We start from the raw sequence: 16,495 nt of genomic DNA, 5'->3' as shown, positions 1-16,495 counted from the left end.
TAGTGGATCTGCTCACTCTCAAACTCTTTTTCTTAAAGAGACAGAAGTCTTTTCAAACTGCGATTGTGTTACATGAAAATGGCAATTTTAAGTTGTACTCATTTGTAAAGACAACAATATTAAAACAATGCAAGAAGGAATGTTATTCTTTACAAAATGTAGTTAATATGCAACACAGATATTTGAATTTTTTCTTTAAAAACAAGGGGATTGCTGATAAATAATATGAAAGGATAGAAAAACAATGAACTTTTTGAGCGAGCGTATTAAGAAATGCTATTTAAATTGATTGTTATTGTTTACATTATGGGTTCCATAGTGTGGGGATTAAGTCAATATAAAGATAAAATGGATTTTAGCATTCTTAAAACATTTGAGATGCAAGATATCCAAGATATTGTCCATCTTTATGGAGAAGAAAAGAAGTTGGGCAAATCTACCACCAAACAGCAATTAGAAAAAAATGAACCAGCTCTCGATTTGCAGAAGAATGTTTCATTAAATGATGTTGCAAATAATGCTGTTGTTTTTCATGGTAAGGCCTCTGTTACAAGTGGGGTTACATTTAAATTACTGACGCCTGCTGCACAATCTTGGCGCTCATATATCACCCGTGATATTCATCTTTATGGTGTAGACACATGTGCACCACGTCAAAAAGCACGATTAAATGATCAAGAATGGCCCTGTGGTGCGGTTACAACGGCTTGGCTTGTCACCAAAACACTTGGGCAGGATTTATCCTGTAAACAGGCTCTGATGCACAATGGTGTTTATTATGCGCAATGTTTTGTTCAAGGGGTTGATTTAGCTGAGGCAGGTCTTACAGAAGGTATGTTGGTACTCTCAAAAGAGGGGAAAAATCCTATTCCAACCCAGTACCATTATGCAGAAGAAAAAGCACGCAACAACAAGATCGGTCTTTGGTCAAGTGATTTCACTGAACCTTTAAAATGGCGGCGAGATAATGGGTCTTACAATCCCTTTGCAAATCCGTGATTGGTTTTAACGAACATATTTACTTAAATCTTTTATAGAGAAAACTTTATCAATAAAATTGCACCAGAGCATAGGGCAAAAGACTATGGGGCAAATTTGAATAAACCGTGAGATTATTTTCGTTTGTGAAGTAAATGGATGATACTTCCCTTTTCAAGGAGGGATGCTCTCAAAATCTCTCTTTTGTTTTTACTTATGTGTTTTATAAAAGCAGGAAAATTTCATTGTTGGTGGCAAAGCGTTTTTGAGTACTTGTGTTTGAAGAAAAAAGTGAGACGATAAAAAACGCTCAAGAAACGGATTTCTAGAGCGGAGTTAATAAAAGTGAAAAATGAACAGATCCCAAAATGGCGTAACATTTGATATAACGGATAACATATTTTACAATGCCTTAAAAGAATTCATAACAAAAGTTTTTTCGTCAGAATTTTGTCTTCAAGATTGGATCACGTTTTTTTTTACTTCTTTAAAAGTGATCAACCTGTTGCATTCCTTGAAAAGCTTTCATAATTATCTGCTTCTAAATTCAGACTTCTAAAAGATGGATTTCAAACAGACTCTACACGAAGAAATCTTCGTAAAAATGATTTGCATTGTTGATTGTTTTCTATATATTACAAGATGTTTTCATTTAAGCATTCAATGGGGGAAACAATAATCAACATACGAATAGGTAAAAAGAGCTCATACTTTTTTGTAATGGCTTTGTAGTCTATTGATCGTGATACTAAGCGTTATAATGCTCATAGGCTTTCTATAGGGTGAGGGGCGCGGTTCCTATCGCAATGTCACTATTTGAAATCAGTTGGAAAAAAACATTAGTGAGTCTTCTAATTTTGTCATTTTTACTCAGTTTGGGCTTTTTCCTTCTCATTATATTTTATGACAAACTCATACGATGGCTGTTGTGAGTTCTTCTTACGTTATTTTACTCAGAGTGCTCACTTTGAAAGCAAGTAAGTGATAGTAAGGCTGTCTTCTCATACAGTATGAAAACTTAACACCAATTTGGGGGATGATGTTAACAGATAAGGTATTTAAAGAGGGGTAAAATGAAAAAAATTATTTTATTATGCATGGCTCTATTATTCGCTGTGGGGTTGTGAAAAAAACTATAGCGTAGAAGATTTTAAGAAAGATGCAAAATTAAGGGAAGAATGGGGAAAGAAGTGTTTTCTTTCAGGACAAGTTGTTAAGGAATCTAAAAATTGTCAAAATGTCTTACAAGCAGATACTGAAATGTTTTTCTCGCCAAAGCTTGATTCTACAGACCGTGATCATGCGTTTTAACGATCATGAATCTCAATAGTAAAGTATGATATAAAAATTCTCAAATAAAGAAATTACGGCTCAACGAATAGTTGCTTCTTTAATTTTTATAACGGAAATTTTTGTCATTTTTGATCTTTCAGATGAGCTTCCAAAATTATATTTGCAATCCTATTGTTTGTTTCAACGTTGTTAGATTGAGGATTATGATCACGAGAAAACTGGATAGCACTGTCTTATAGAAACATCCCTTAAGGAACCCAAGCCTATTTCATGGCGGTGTTTGTGAGTGGTATAATGGTAAAGCCTCATAATATAAAATCTATTGTGCTCCATCATCTTTACACTTTTAAAGTAAAAGGGGCACCATCATTCACTTTGCCAGTTTTCAATATTGTGTTAACAGCGCTTGATAGTTAAAATATCTCATAAGTCAGATTTTCCTTCCTTCAAGTGTGTTTACACACATACATCGATTTCGTTTGTGATTTGCAAGCGAATGATTTTGATTGTTTCACTATGAACAAAGCTGAAAATAAGAGAAACTTACGAGACTGGATGTTTTTTTGATATATAGAGAATTAATATTTTGGTTTCATTGGGCAATTAATTTTAAAAACTTTGCAATAGATTCTTTTTTATCAATTTATGGGGAAAGGCTAAGTTTTTGTATTTTGAGTGAAAGCTAATTCCATAAAACAGTCCATCCACTTGTCTATTTTGAGATTTCTGTGAATGTGCGATGTCTATGACCATTCTATGTGATTGATTGTTGTAAAATCTTTCGTAAAAGCCCCTCAATTTTCTAAAATGATGATTTTTATCAATTTATTTCTTTAAAGAGTTTTTATGTGTAAATGTATTTATAGCGGGAGCCAAGAGCTGTTAGAATTTCATTGGGAAGGGTACCGGCATCTGTAGATACTTTTTCAAGTGTTTGATGGGGGCCAATGAGTTCTACCCAGTCACCTGTTTGAGGTTTTTGATCAAGATCGGTCGTATCTACAATAATGGAATCCATAGAAACCCGCCCAACCATGGGAAGTTTGTGCCCTTTGAAATAAACTGTTCCTTTATTCGAAAGAGTACGGAGCCAGCCGTCTGCATAGCCTACAGAAATGGTTGCAAGAGTGCTTGGTCTGTTGGTTATAAAGCTTTCTCCATAACCAACAGGTTTTCCTGCATCAACAACGCGGTTTTGAATGACTCGGGCTTCAAGTTTTAAAACAGGTTTCAAAGGTGATGGGTGTTTTCCTCGCGGATCAACTCCGTAAAGTGCAATGCCTGGACGAACAAGATCAAAATAAAAATCTGGGACTAGAAAGATACCTCCAGAATTAGCAAAGGAAACTTTGCAAGCAGGCAATTGCGCAAGGATGGTCTTTAAAGTAGCCAATTGTGTATAATTGGATGAATGTGTTTTGTCTTCTCCATTCGCGAGGTGACTGAGAATATATTTTATTTCTGCTTTTTCGAAAATTGTAGGGTGTTTGATGAGTTTTTGTAATTCTTTTTGATCTAGTCCTAATCGGTTCATATGGGTATCGATTTGAACAATTGCTGGAAATTTTTTATTTTTTTTTTGACAAATTTTTTGCCAATTTTCAATGGCATTCCAAGAGTTTAGAACAGGAACAATACCAGATTGTGCGACAAACTCTTCCGCTAAGTGTGGAAGTCCATTCAGAAGAGCAATCGTGACATTTGATGGTAAAATGCTTTTTAATTGGAGTGCTTCTATGATTTGGGCGACAAAAAAAGTGCGACAACCAGCTTGATAAAGGGCAGGAGCAATTTTGTGAGCTCCTAATCCATAGGCGTTTGCCTTTACAACTGCTGAACATTGTGTTGGAGCTACACGTTTGGCTAAAGTGATATAATTGGCAACAATGGCACTGACATCGATGGTTGCAACAGCGGCATAGAGTGATGTATTGATTTCATTATTAACGGATTTTTTCATTTTAAAAGCTTATCTGTGTTCGTGAAATACGGAGTTTTTGGTGATTTCATTGAGGTTCTTTGATGATAAAGGGAAAGGCACTATTTACTATAGTCAAAATCATAAGGCGTTTATACTGAATTATGCACCATTAAAGTCGTTTTTTTATGTAAAATGGCACTCGAATATAAGAGATATTTTAGTTTTATTTGTGTTGTTATCAACACGGTATCTTCTAATAATTTGTAAAACATAGTTTATTGTATTGTATCATTTTGAAGACTGCAAGATTAGGCTGTTGTTGCAGGGGCGATTGTTTTGATTAAATTTGATTAAATGTTGACTTGGCTGCTTATTTCAGAGAAGGTGAAATGATTAAATTACCCACGCTAAATCAATGCATTACAAGTTTTTTACCATGAGGGGGAAGGTCATTCATCTGTGCAATTTTGGATGTCGTCTCATACACTTAAAGTTATTTTGTTAAATGGAAAACAGTGTGTAAGCACTTTATGATACATTAAACCTGTTGATTTGGATATCGTTTGATTGGTTTTTAGTGAAATCAATTTTATCGCTTATAGAGCGCGTTAGACTCATTTATTTATGGATATCTATGGAAAGAGCAGTGTAAAAAGGTCTGTAAGGAAAACAATAGATGTCATGCCGAAAATCTTGTTGAAGATTCGTCTGGTTATCGTTCAATCAACAAAAATTTTATTTCTCTTATTTGAAGGTTTTGGGTCATAAGTTTTGTTAAGTGAGAAAGTGTTATAGCGTTACAATGGAAATATGCATTATGTGTTAGAGGGGAAAAGAATCCCATGATTGTTTAATACTCAATGTTTTTGTTTTTCTTTGAATGTTATTTGTATTCGTATTTTCCTCATTCGTTTAATAAAGTGTTAATCTTGAGGTTTTTGTTTTAAGAAAATTGTTGGCAGATGGTTATGCAAGTACTATATCACATCAAGGATTCGAAATTTAGCGTTCAATAAAGATATGGGGAAGAGTATGAATACGTCTGCTACCAATGTTCCATCAAACATCAGCAGCGTTGCAAATTTTCCGATTCCTGAGAATGTGTTTGCTCTTACTGTCCAAGAGGTTTGTCACTATACAGATCGGTTATTTAAATTCCGTTTGAATCGTCCGGACAGTTTTCGTTTTCGTTCGGGTGAGTTTGTTATGATCGGTTTGCCAAATGCAGAAAAGCCGGTTTATCGCGCGTATTCGATTGCAAGTCCTTTTTGGGATGAACAGCTTGAATTTTTTTCGATAAAAGTTCCAGGGGGGCCTTTAACTGAGCATCTCCAAAGAATTAAAATTGGTGATACAGTTCTCATGCGTAAAAAATCTACAGGAACACTGGTTCTTGATGCTCTTATTCCTGGAAAACGTCTTTATCTTCTTTCAACTGGGACGGGGGTTGCTCCTTTTGCAAGTCTTATTCGTGATCCTGAAACTTATGAAAAATTTTCAGAAGTTGTCCTTATTCAAACAACACGCGAAAAGAATGAGTTAGTTTATGCAAAAGATCTTGTTTCCTCTTTGCAGCAAGATCCTCTCATTGGTGCATATGTACAACAGTTGAGATTTTATCCTATGACTACTCGTGAACCTTCTGAGCATATGGGGCGTATTACGACTGTTATGGAGAGCGGGTCCTTTTTTGAAACAACAGGCCTTCCTAAAATTCATCCTGATGAAGATCGGGTGATGATTTGTGGTTCCATGGCAATGTTAAAAGATTGTGCGAGGATGTGTGAAAGTTTTGGTCTTGTTGAAGGGGCCAATAATGCTCCTGCTACTTATGTTGTAGAGCGCGCTTTTGTGGAGTAATGAGTGGGAAAGTTGATGCTTTATCTTCTTTCAAAGTGGTACGGGGGTTGCTCCTTTTGCAAGCCTTATTCGTGATCCTGAAACTTAGGAAAAATTTTCAGAAGTTGTGCTTATTTAAATAACGCGCGAAAAGAGTGAGTTAGTTTATGCAAAAGATCTTGTTTCCTCTTTGCAACAAGATCCTCTCATTGGGGCATATGTACAACAGTTGAAATTTTATTTTATGACTACTCGTGAAGCTTCTGAGCCTATGGGGCGTATTACAACTGTTATGGAGAGCGGGTGCTTTTTTGAAACAAGCGGCTTTGAAACAATAGCACTCCCCCAATTTCATCTCGCTGAAGATCGGGTGATGATTTGTAGTTTTATGACAATGTTAAAAGATTGAGCAAGGATGTGTGAAAGCTTTTATTTTGTTGAAGGGGTGATGTTCTTGCACTTTACATTATATTGTAGAAAGAGGAGAGGGAAGTTGTGATGCAGTATATGCTAATGCAGTAATCGAATCCCAATCACTTATTGCAATGAGTTGTTGGGGCGCTATCCAAGAACCACCAACGCAGAAGACGTTAGGCAGTTGGAGCCATTGTGTTGCACTTTTTTGTGTAATACCGCCTGTTGGGCAAAACCGGATATCAGAGAAGGGAGATGCTAAAGCTTCGATGAAGGAAATACCTCCAGCGGCTTCAGCTGGGAAAAATTTAAGATATGAATAGCCTTTGTTTAATGCTTGCATGAGCTCACTTGGGGTCATTGCAGCGGGAAGAAGGGGAATTTCACTATTTTTTGCACAATTGATTAATTCATTGGATAATCCGGGGCTTACAATAAACTTGGCTCCAGCTTGTTCGGCTTTTTCGTAATGTGTTGTGTTGAGAATTGTTCCGGCTCCAACAATTGCTTCAGGGACCTCTTGTGTAATTTTCTGAATTGCTTTGAGGGCATTTGGTGTTCGCAAGGTGATCTCAATTGTTTTTAATCCGCCTTTGACAAGAGCGCGTGTTAAGGGTACAGCACTTTGTAGATTGTTAATGAGCAAAACAGGTATAACAGTTTGTCCTTGGAGATATAATAAAAGCTTTTCTCTTTTTTGGCACATGATATTTTTTCTTCTTGAAGATGATATTATTTATATCGTTTGATTAAGCACAATATGTTAAAGAGTACATGAATAAATCTTGAAATTGAATGAAACGCACGTTATGGCAAAACACATGGAAAAGAATTTTAAAGTTGCTGCACTTTATTGCTTTGCAGATTTGAAGCATTATCATCAATTACAAAAACCTTTGCAGGATTTATGTCAAGCAAAGGATATCAAAGGCACTCTGCTTTTAGCACAAGAGGGCATTAATGGAACAGTTGCTGGTTCTTGTGCTGCGATTGAGGCATTGGTGGACTTTATTACGGCTGAGCCAGCGTTTCAAACGCCGGAGATTAAATATTCATGGGCATCAAAAATGCCTTTTCATCGCATGAAAGTGCGGTTGAAAAAAGAGATTGTGACAATGGGGGTTGAAGGGGTTGATCCGCTAAAAGTTGTTGGTACTTATGTGGATCCTGAAGATTGGAATGCTCTTATTCAAGATGAAGAGACAATTTTGATCGATACACGTAATGATTATGAATATGCGATTGGAAGTTTTCAAGGAGCCATTGATCCGCAGATTAAAACATTTCGCGAATTTCCTGAATGGGTGCGTCAACACGAAGCTGATTTAAAGAAGAAAAAGAAGATTGCTATGTTTTGCACAGGCGGTATTCGGTGTGAAAAATCAACAGCTTATGTTCGTGAGCTTGGTTATGAGCAAGTATACCATCTAAAAGGAGGTATTCTAAAATATTTAGAAAAAATTCCAAAAGAGGAAAGTTTATGGTGGGGTGAGTGTTTTGTTTTTGATGAGCGTGTTTCTGTTCAACATGGTCTTGAAGAATGTGGACGCGAATTATGTCGCGCGTGTCGCTCTCCTCTTAATGCTGAAAGCAAATTATCGCCTCATTATGAGGAAGGTGTTTCCTGTGATGCTTGTTATAACACGCGTAGTGAAGCTGATAGAGAGCGCTTTCGTGAGCGCCATAGGCAGTTTCAATTGTTGAAGTTGCGTGCAATTGATGCTCATCAAGGGACATAAGAATATCGTAGTGTAGGGCTTTGAATTGTGACCTTTTTCTCTTAAATTTAAAAGAAAAGCGTTTTTTGATATTGGTAAAAAATATTTTATAAGACCGGATATTATTCGGTCTTTTTGTTTATGTTAAATTATTTGATTTATAAATGATCATTATAGATCGTTCGCTCTCCTTGACTTTATAGGATTGAGTTTTCAAATACTTTTCATTTTAAAATAGAAAAGCCGTTTACCAACAGCGCAGGGAAGGGAGATTTATAGCTTAAGAGAAATGCGTATGAATAAGATATGATTAATAAGAGGCGATGAAAACGCAGATGCTAGGTGAGAAAAACAAAATGATAGTAGGATTTTGTGATTTCAGAATTTAATATAATACATTAATTTATAATGATAATTTATTTTGATTTGAATAAAAAAGTTAAATATTGTGGACTTTATTGCTTCCAGATTAGATGAGAACAAATCGCGTAAAACTCATTCACTTGTACGTTGCAAATGGGAGCAACGTGTGGACAAAAATCATTTTAGATAAGGTGTTATGAAACATTTCAATATAGGAGTTTTTTCAATATTGGGAGTTGGCAGATAGAATGGGGATACTGGTTTTTACTTTCATAAGTATAACGAGGGTGAGATGTCGTTGATCTATATCATGCAAGCGGCATTATACGGGTTATATTAATACGGGAAATTCTTCATGATATTTTACTTAAGCGATGCTGTGAAATGGATGTGGAAGCGAGGATGTTTTTTCTTAGGCTGAAAATGAGAAGGATAACGGTATTTGTTGGGGAAGGACATCGTTACCTTTAAAGATGATGGTGCTTCAGTCGTTACTATCGCCAGTTTTCAATGTTAGTCATCTTTGCATTTGAGAGGATGTATAAGAGGTATCCCTTTTTTCAATTGTTTTTTATTTGTGATGTGCAAAAGAATGATTTTCATTGATTCATGGTAAGAGGAGGTGAAATAAGAGGATTTTATGGTGAGATTTTTGTTTAAGGGCACAATAATAAATTATCATTATAAATTAATGTGTTGAGTAATTTATTTTGCGTTATTTTCTGCTGTGGATATTAGGAGATAGAATAGGGCAAAGAAATGAGGTGCTTTAAAAGCAAGACAGTGATTTATGTTGCACGGATGATGTAAGGGGTGTCATCTCATGAAAGCGGAGGGATAGCTTTGTCTGGTAGAGGAGAGTGTTGTTTTTTCGCATCATTTTATCTTTAAGAATTAAAAAATGTTTAAAATTAAAAAAATGATTGAAATGAGCAAGAATTCGTTTTATAGGATGCATTGCCCAAAGTCGCACGTGCCTGTGGGTGTCCGCTGGTTCTCAAATGGTGAGATTAACCGGTACGGTACCTGGAACTAACCGCTCCAGTCATTCTTGCAGCCAATTGCAAGAATGAGGACATCTTGAAGCAACGACGGTGCGGGCCTTTCTGGTGTCTTCCAGTTTTAAATACTGGGATAACTATAGAGGCACACCTCATTGCCTTCAGTGCGGAAGTGGTTTTCTCAACTCCAATCAAAAAGGCAGATAAAATAGAATAACGCGGCTTCGCGCTGTTCTTTCGCTGCATGCAATGCTAATTTCTGGTTTTTTGTAATCAGAATGGGGATAGTTGTTGTGTGTTTTTGTCCTTTAGCTTTTGGCAGCTTTGGCTGTCCAAGCATAGAGTGGGGGAGCTTTCCCTCAAGGAGAATTGCAGATGGCAACGCAACGTATTCGCGATTTTCTTGCAACACATCGTTCTGAAGGTCCATGCTTAATTGTTGACCTTGATGTTGTTCGTGACAACTATTTAAATTTTGAAAAAGCTCTGCCGCAGTCGCGTATTTTTTACGCAATAAAGGCCAATCCAGCTCCTGAAATCTTGCGTTTGCTGAGTTCTTTAGGATCTTCTTTTGATGCGGCTTCTGTTGCAGAAATTGAAATGGCTTTAAAAGCAGGAGCAACGTCAGAGCGTATTTCTTTTGGGAATACGATTAAAAAAGAGCGTGATATTGCACGAGCATATGCATTGGGTGTTTCACTTTATGCCGTTGATTGTGTTGAAGAAGTGGAAAAAATTGCGCGTGTTGCTCCAGGAGCACGTGTTTTTTGCCGTGTTCTGACCGATGGCAAAGGTGCAGAGTGGCCGTTGTCACGCAAATTCGGTTGTGTCCCTGCTATGGCGGTTGATGTTCTAAGACGCGCACACCAATTGGGTTTGCAAGCCTATGGTGTTTCTTTTCATGTTGGGTCTCAGCAGGTTGATCTGAGTGCGTGGGATCGTGCTTTATCGGATGCTGCTACAGTTTTTAAGCGTTTGGAACAAGAAAGTATTTCGCTGAGGTTGGTGAATATGGGGGGCGGTTTTCCAACGCGTTATTTGAAAGATGTCCCTACAGAACAAGCTTATGGTACAGCAGTTTTTGATTCATTGAAAAAGCATTTTGGTAATCGTATTCCTGAGACGATTATTGAGCCTGGGCGTGCGATGGTTGGCAATGCTGGTGTTATTCGTACAGAAGTGGTTCTGATATCCAAAAAAGCTGATAATGATAATGTACGATGGGTTTATCTTGATATTGGAAAATTTAATGGTCTTGCTGAGACTATGGATGAAGCCATTCGTTATCCTATTGAGACACCTCATGATGATAAGGTTATGGAGCCTTGTATTTTGGCTGGACCAACATGCGATTCGGCAGATGTTCTCTATGAAAAAACACCTTATCCGCTTCCTCTATCCCTAACGATAGGAGATGAAATATTGATTCATGGAACTGGTGCTTACACAACAACTTACGCATCGGTTGCTTTTAATGGTTTTGAGCCTTTACGATCATATGTGATCTGAGGTTTCCTTTTAACTATAGGTTTTTTAGACTTTTTGCTATGCTCGTCATGGCGCTATAAGAGGGCGGTCATTGAGATGAACATGATGAATTTTCAAACAAAAGATGGGGCATGTTTTTCACTTTTATTGGAGCAAGAAGCCGATAAGCCTTATCGAGAAATTTTGCTTGATTCAACGATGGGGTATGGACGTAAACGTAAATCATCAGAGGCTTTACGTCGTGGTCGGTTAGCTGCTCAAGGACTTTCTTTTGTGGTTAAAAATGCGCTTGGAGAGCTTGTGGGAAGTGTCCGTCTTTGGCATGTTTCTTTTTCTAAAGGAAAAAATAAAACACAACATGCTTTACTTTTGGGCCCTTTGGCTGTTGCATCTGAATGTGCTGGTATGGGAATAGGATCAATCTTAGTCCGCCATGCAATTGAAACAGCAAAAAAATTAGGATATGGCGCCATTTTGCTGGTAGGGGATTTTGAATTTTATCAACGTTTTGGCTTTTCAAATAGTTTAACAGAAAATTTGGCAATGCCTGGTCCTTATGAAAAGCATCGCTTTCAAGCGTTGGAACTGATACCACATTATCTTTCTGGGTGTTATGGCACTTTAGTTCCTAGTGGAGAACGAGAAGTTTCAAATGGTTTTCAGCATCATAAAGTGGCTTGAGGATAGTGTTTATTTTGTTTTTCAACAGCTGGCATTGAGGAGAGCATACTGTTTTGGCGAGTGCCAAAGTATTTAGCGGTACAAAGTTTTTTGAGAGTTGTATTGCGATTTTACTATATGACTTTTTCTTTATGTGGCTGATTTCTTATTTTTGATAACTTCAGTTAAGTGAGTAGGAATATATTTAAAGCTCATTTTTTTGGAATAGCGTGCTATTTATAAATATTAAAGGAACCGGATTTTGAGTGGTCTTGTATTCTTTTAAAGCCGGTATCATCATACAGTTTTCAATATCGTTGGTAGATCTAGCATCGAAACGGTTGGATATTTTACTTTTTTCTTAAACAGTCTTTATCTCTTTGCTTTTATGTGCAAGGCAATGGTTTTGATTGATGCAATAGAGAGGCATTTTGAAAAATTGTATACAATTTTAGCGCTTGTTGAAAGAGAAGGGGGGGAAGAAAGAAAAATATGCAGCAGTAGAATCAAAATTGTAAGTATCAGCTTTTTTAAAAGAGTGTAAAAAAATAAAATGACATGTTTAAAAGTAGCTTTTTTAAAAAATATATCATTACTTTTTTGCTATAAGGCTGAATCGTTTTGCAATTGGCATGAGAGTATCAAATACAAAATTATTTTCTCATGTAATCATTCAGAATCAAAAAAACGTTATCTTACACATGATAAGGGAAATAGATGCGTGAATAAAAATCACAAGAATCATCAATCTTTTATGAATATTCTTGTAAGAATCAAAAGAGTGAAGGGCAAAGAATCTTACAGAATAGTTTTTATGAGGATAGTAGCGTAAAAAAGGGGGGAGAGAGATGAGAGATTTAATGACAGGCGCAAATATTTTTTAATGTTTTTTGCCCTATGGTGATAAATTAAAAATCTTATAGAAATAGCTGCTTTATCTTTATGGTGTGGAGCACTTTAGATAAGCTCTTTGTTTATTATCATCTAAAATAATTTTTGTATGCGAGAAGTTATTTTTAAGTTATTTTTAAATGTGTAAAGAGCTCGCATTGAAAAGAATTTTCATCAGAAGAATCATTTAGAATCACATGTCGATTTATACTGTCTCTTGAGAAGAGATAAAGTGCGTAGGAAGCGAGGAAAGTGATAAGGATAAAAACTATTTCTCAAATTTAATTAAGCTTAGTGGCTTGGTGGTGAATCCATGAGAGGTGGTATTTTTTTTAGAAACATAGTCATAAATGCCAAAACACCAAAGATGATGGTTATGATAAAGAAAATATCACTAAAAGCTATAATCGTTGCTTGTATGCGTACCATACCAAACAATTGAGAAAGAGCCAGAGTATGCGAATCAAAGGTTTCTGTTTTGAAAAGTAAAGTAAACTTTGAAAGTATTTCAGTTGCTTGTCTGTTTGCGTGGTTAATCGTTTCAGCTATTCGTTCGTAATGGAAGTCTGTACGTTTTGTCATGAGAGTGCTGATAATGGCAAGCCCTACAGCTCCCCCTAGATTCCGGGTGAGATTAAAGAGTCCAGAAGCATTTTGCATTCGTTCTGGCGGGAGTGTTCCCAAGGCAATATTATTAACAGGAACCATACATAACATTACAGAAGCACCACGGAAAACTTGTGGCCAAAAGAGTTGCCAAAAATCCCAGTCATCTGTAATAGAGCTCGCCATCCAAGTGCCTATTGCAAAACCAAAAAGTCCTATTGCCATCATTAAACGCGCATCCATTCGTGCTGAAAGGAATCCAGCAAGCGGAGCCGTTAATAACATGACGAATCCTGAAAGAAACAATGTTTCTCCAATCATGAGGGCATCATAATGGCGGATTTGGCTTAAATAGACAGGATAAAGGTATGTGAGTCCATAAAGACCTATTCCCAGTGCAAAGGAAAAAATGGATGCAGCTGAAAAATTAAAATTAGAAAAAGTAGAGAGATCTACAATGGGTTCTTTTGCTGTAAAAGCACGCCAGAAGAATAAGATTGCAGCAAGAATCATGATAATAAACAAATTCCGAACCAGCCTATCACTCAGCCAATCATGACGTGCTCCTTCTTCTAGAACATACTCCAAAGTTCCCAAGAAAGTAGCCATAGAAAAGAGGCCTAACCAATCAAATTTCTTCATTAAAGAGGGATCAGCTTTATCAAAATCAATTAATTTCCAAGCGAGAATTGAGATAATAATACCGCAGGGTACATTGATGAGAAAGAGCCAATGCCATGATGAGAGATGACAAATATAGCCTCCTACGGTTGGACCAATGGTGGGGGCTAATGTTGCGACTAGTCCGACGATAGGGGTAACAATGGGACGTTTGGAAGGAGGAAAAAGGACATAGGAGGCAACAAAAACACTAGGGATAATGCCACCACCAATAAAACCTTGCAATGCACGGTAGATAATCATCTCTCCAATAGATGTTGCTGTTGCACAAAGAATAGAAGTAATCGTAAAACCGATCGCTGATAAGGTAAAGAAAACACGTGTTGAAAGCAATCGTCCTAAAAATCCAGAAAGCGGCAACATGATGACTTCAGCGATGAGATAGGAAGTTTGAACCCATGAAATTTCTTCAGAGCTTGCTGTAAGCCCCGCTTGAATTTCAGCTAAAGAAGAAGAAACGATTTGGATATCCAAGATTGCCATAAACATGCCAAAGGACATAGCAATAAAAACCACAATTTTGTGCATTCCTATGCGTTCTTGAGATTGTATGGGCTCTGGTATGGAAGATGTCATCGTAAGATCTTCTACTTTTTTGTTATAAGAGACTTTAATCTTGTGGCTTTGTACGTGTATCAACTTTCACTGAAACACTCATTCCTGCTCGGATATGTCCGGTTTTTAAGACTTCCTCTGGAATAGAAATACGTACGGGAATGCGTTGGACAATTTTTGTAAAGTTACCAGTAGCATTTTGTGGAGGCAAAAGAGAAAAAACAGCACCTGTTGCGGGCGAAATAGAAAGCACTGTTCCTGTAAAAACCTCATTTTTGAAGGCATCAACAGAAATATAAGCTTTTTGTCCGGCATGAATGTCTTGTAATTGTGTTTCTTTATAGTTTGCTTCAATATAAAGTGCATGTATGGGAACTAACGCTGCAAGATGTTGGCCATTTACAACAAAATCCCCCATTTTTGCTGTTAAATTCCCTATAATTCCATCAAATGGCGCTCGTATAATGGTCGAATCAAGATCACGTTGTGCTTTTTCACGCGTGAGTTCTAAACTCTTTGTTTGGCTTTCTATTTCACTTCGTTGCGCTTCTAGCACTCGGATATTTGCACGTGCTGCAGCGATTTGTGCATCTGCTCTGTTAATATTCGCGATAGCTTGTTCATAAGCTGATTTGGCATCATCAACCTCAGATTGAGGAGCATAACGATTGGCTTTCAGTTCTGTTACACGTTTTAAGGTGAGTTGTGCATTGGTTGCTATGGCTGAAGCGGCTGCTTTTTGCGCTTTTGCATCATCTAAAGCACTATGAGCGGCTGTGATTTGGGCATCAATGCGTAGAAGTGTTTTTTTCTGTGTGTTAAGATGCGCTTCTGTTTGATTCAAGGCTATTTGATAATCACCATTGTCTAGGTAAAATAAAACATCGTCCTTTTTTACAACTTGGTTGGCTTTAATGGCAATTTTTTCAATATATCCATTTAATTTAGTCGCAATGGCGGCTATATCTCCTTGCACGTAGGCATCTTCAGTGGAGAGTATGTAACGCCATTGCGTTATATACTTATAGCTAAACCAAAGCACAAAAAGTGCAAAGACAATAAGAAGAGCCTTGATTACTTTCTTTTGTTGCGTTTTATTGAAATTTTTGGTTGAAAAAATTGCCTCAGCTATGGACATGATTTTATACTTTCAATATTTATATTCCAATGAGTATAATAGACCAGATCAGTAAGATCGGGTGATATACATGCAAGGACGATAAGAGCTTTTCAAACAATAAGATAATTTCGAAACATAATGCTAAATATATCAACTTGCAAGTTAGAGATCTTATTTTCAAGTTAGAGGTATTATTTTATTGCGCATTTTTTGCAAAGACCCCGTACTTCTAGGGTGCTTTTGTGGGCTTGGAAGTCAACAGCTTGAACCATCTGTTTTAAACTCGATATAATCGTCTGATTTTGTATTTCGTTCACTGTGCCACAGTTTTCGCAAATTATAAACGTTGTAAGTTCATGTTGACAGTTTTCAGGGTGTAAACAGACCATAAAGGCATTTACACTTTCAAGACGATGAATACACTTTAACTGTACGAGTTTTTCTAACGCACGATAAACTTGGAGAGGTGCACGAAAACCTTCTTCGCGTAAGTGATTGAGAATCGCATAAGCACTTAAAGGCCCTTTTGCATTTTTTAAAGTGTTTAAAACCAATGTTTGGTTGCGCGTCAGTTTAGATGACATTGACATCTTCCTTTTGCTCTCATGGAAAAGCATAAAACGTGTAAGATGTTTATGCAATGGTGATTATAGAATATGTACTCTATCTTTAGCTTTTTACATGACATCATTGCGATATGTAAGAAAAGTTGCAATCGTTGTAAGGGCAGGGGTATTATAATCTGAAAGCCGCGGCTATCCAGCAAGGAATTTTTATAGGCTTCTTATTTCGACAGTAACGTCTTGAAATAGAAATTTTTGTTACAATATTTTATTAGTATTGTTTATGTTATTTTATTTTTAAAAAAAGTAAAAAATGATATTGACTCTTTGGTTGAAAGAGTACTATATACGGGGAGTAACGAGAGCGGTTTCTGCTTGCGATGGTTGGTTTTGCTCTTGTTTTA

The 16,495-nt window shown here is 36.8% G+C and carries 12 protein-coding genes and 1 pseudogene; 7 read left to right on the top strand and 6 right to left on the bottom strand.

Annotated elements, in window-relative coordinates; all coding sequences use genetic code 11:
* The first annotated feature begins 273 nt into the window (after positions 1-273).
* Positions 274-999 carry a hypothetical protein gene (locus PVV60_RS05350; RefSeq protein WP_273723682.1) on the top strand — a complete coding sequence of 242 codons (726 nt, stop codon included), beginning with the start codon at positions 274-276 and terminating at the stop codon, positions 997-999.
* Between the two features lie 1,092 nt (positions 1,000-2,091).
* Positions 2,092-2,289 carry an EexN family lipoprotein gene (locus tag PVV60_RS05345; protein WP_273723712.1) on the top strand — a complete coding sequence of 66 codons (198 nt, stop codon included), beginning with the start codon at positions 2,092-2,094 and terminating at the stop codon, positions 2,287-2,289.
* Positions 2,290-3,115: 826 nt separating this feature from the next.
* Here PVV60_RS05345 and alr read toward each other — a convergent pair.
* Entirely contained in the window at positions 3,116-4,231 is a 1,116-nt protein-coding gene (alr, locus tag PVV60_RS05340; RefSeq protein WP_273723681.1) for an alanine racemase, read from the bottom strand.
* 993 nt (positions 4,232-5,224) lie between these two features.
* Between alr and PVV60_RS05335 the strand changes: the two genes are divergently transcribed.
* Both PVV60_RS05335 and PVV60_RS05330 read left to right on the top strand, forming a co-directional pair.
* Positions 5,225-6,052: a ferredoxin--NADP reductase gene (locus PVV60_RS05335; protein ID WP_273723680.1), complete on the top strand. Its 828-nt coding sequence runs from the start codon at positions 5,225-5,227 to the stop codon at positions 6,050-6,052.
* A gap of 34 nt (positions 6,053-6,086) precedes the next feature.
* Positions 6,087-6,437 (top strand): annotated as a pseudogene (locus PVV60_RS05330) (ferredoxin--NADP reductase); the annotation flags it as partial.
* A 60-nt stretch (positions 6,438-6,497) separates the two neighbouring features.
* On the opposite strand, the gene eda reads toward PVV60_RS05330, so the two are convergent.
* Entirely contained in the window at positions 6,498-7,151 is a 654-nt protein-coding gene (gene eda / locus PVV60_RS05325) for a bifunctional 4-hydroxy-2-oxoglutarate aldolase/2-dehydro-3-deoxy-phosphogluconate aldolase (protein WP_273723679.1), read from the bottom strand.
* Positions 7,152-7,266: 115 nt separating this feature from the next.
* Here eda and PVV60_RS05320 point away from each other — a divergent pair, with 115 nt between their 5' ends.
* Positions 7,267-8,184 carry a rhodanese-related sulfurtransferase gene (locus tag PVV60_RS05320; protein WP_273723678.1) on the top strand — a complete coding sequence of 306 codons (918 nt, stop codon included), beginning with the start codon at positions 7,267-7,269 and terminating at the stop codon, positions 8,182-8,184.
* A gap of 1,524 nt (positions 8,185-9,708) precedes the next feature.
* Here the strand turns inward: PVV60_RS05320 and PVV60_RS05315 are convergent.
* Complete coding sequence (locus PVV60_RS05315) at positions 9,709-9,867, bottom strand: hypothetical protein (protein ID WP_273723677.1); 159 nt, start codon at positions 9,865-9,867, stop codon at positions 9,709-9,711.
* Positions 9,868-9,902: 35 nt separating this feature from the next.
* Between PVV60_RS05315 and PVV60_RS05310 the strand changes: the two genes are divergently transcribed.
* Together PVV60_RS05310 and PVV60_RS05305 are read left to right on the top strand one after the other, a co-directional pair.
* Complete coding sequence (locus PVV60_RS05310) at positions 9,903-11,036, top strand: type III PLP-dependent enzyme (protein WP_273723676.1); 1,134 nt, start codon at positions 9,903-9,905, stop codon at positions 11,034-11,036.
* Positions 11,037-11,111: 75 nt separating this feature from the next.
* Positions 11,112-11,696 (top strand): GNAT family N-acetyltransferase, encoded by a 585-nt coding sequence (locus PVV60_RS05305; protein ID WP_273723675.1) that lies wholly within the window; start codon positions 11,112-11,114, stop codon positions 11,694-11,696.
* 1,161 nt (positions 11,697-12,857) lie between these two features.
* Here the strand turns inward: PVV60_RS05305 and PVV60_RS05300 are convergent.
* The 3 genes from PVV60_RS05300 to PVV60_RS05290 all read right to left on the bottom strand — a co-directional run bounded on the left by PVV60_RS05300 (position 12,858) and on the right by PVV60_RS05290 (position 16,112).
* On the bottom strand, positions 12,858-14,429 hold the full coding sequence (locus PVV60_RS05300) for a DHA2 family efflux MFS transporter permease subunit (RefSeq protein WP_273723674.1): 1,572 nt from the start codon (positions 14,427-14,429) through the stop codon (positions 12,858-12,860).
* 34 nt (positions 14,430-14,463) lie between these two features.
* Positions 14,464-15,546, bottom strand: a complete 1,083-nt coding sequence (locus PVV60_RS05295) for an HlyD family secretion protein (RefSeq protein ID WP_273723673.1) — start codon at positions 15,544-15,546, stop codon at positions 14,464-14,466.
* A 173-nt stretch (positions 15,547-15,719) separates the two neighbouring features.
* Positions 15,720-16,112: a Fur family transcriptional regulator gene (locus PVV60_RS05290; protein WP_273723672.1), complete on the bottom strand. Its 393-nt coding sequence runs from the start codon at positions 16,110-16,112 to the stop codon at positions 15,720-15,722.
* Positions 16,113-16,495: the final 383 nt, after the last annotated feature.

Origin of the sequence: Bartonella sp. AU18XJBT (genome assembly GCF_028618595.1) — a bacterium.
Taxonomy (GTDB): Bacteria; Pseudomonadota; Alphaproteobacteria; order Rhizobiales; family Rhizobiaceae; genus Bartonella.
The sequence above is the reverse complement of the archived record's forward strand: the minus strand, read 5'-3'. Positions and strand labels throughout refer to the sequence as shown.

Coding starts and splice junctions, on each gene's coding strand:
- PVV60_RS05350 (WP_273723682.1), top strand. CDS start 274: ATGCTATTTAAATTGATTGTTATTGTTTACATTATGGGTTCCATAGTG.
- alr (WP_273723681.1), bottom strand. CDS start 4,231: ATGAAAAAATCCGTTAATAATGAAATCAATACATCACTCTATGCCGCT.
- PVV60_RS05335 (WP_273723680.1), top strand. CDS start 5,225: ATGAATACGTCTGCTACCAATGTTCCATCAAACATCAGCAGCGTTGCA.
- eda (WP_273723679.1), bottom strand. CDS start 7,151: ATGTGCCAAAAAAGAGAAAAGCTTTTATTATATCTCCAAGGACAAACT.
- PVV60_RS05320 (WP_273723678.1), top strand. CDS start 7,267: ATGGAAAAGAATTTTAAAGTTGCTGCACTTTATTGCTTTGCAGATTTG.
- PVV60_RS05315 (WP_273723677.1), bottom strand. CDS start 9,867: ATGCTTGGACAGCCAAAGCTGCCAAAAGCTAAAGGACAAAAACACACA.
- PVV60_RS05310 (WP_273723676.1), top strand. CDS start 9,903: ATGGCAACGCAACGTATTCGCGATTTTCTTGCAACACATCGTTCTGAA.
- PVV60_RS05305 (WP_273723675.1), top strand. CDS start 11,112: ATGAACATGATGAATTTTCAAACAAAAGATGGGGCATGTTTTTCACTT.
- PVV60_RS05300 (WP_273723674.1), bottom strand. CDS start 14,429: ATGACATCTTCCATACCAGAGCCCATACAATCTCAAGAACGCATAGGA.
- PVV60_RS05295 (WP_273723673.1), bottom strand. CDS start 15,546: ATGTCCATAGCTGAGGCAATTTTTTCAACCAAAAATTTCAATAAAACG.
- PVV60_RS05290 (WP_273723672.1), bottom strand. CDS start 16,112: ATGTCATCTAAACTGACGCGCAACCAAACATTGGTTTTAAACACTTTA.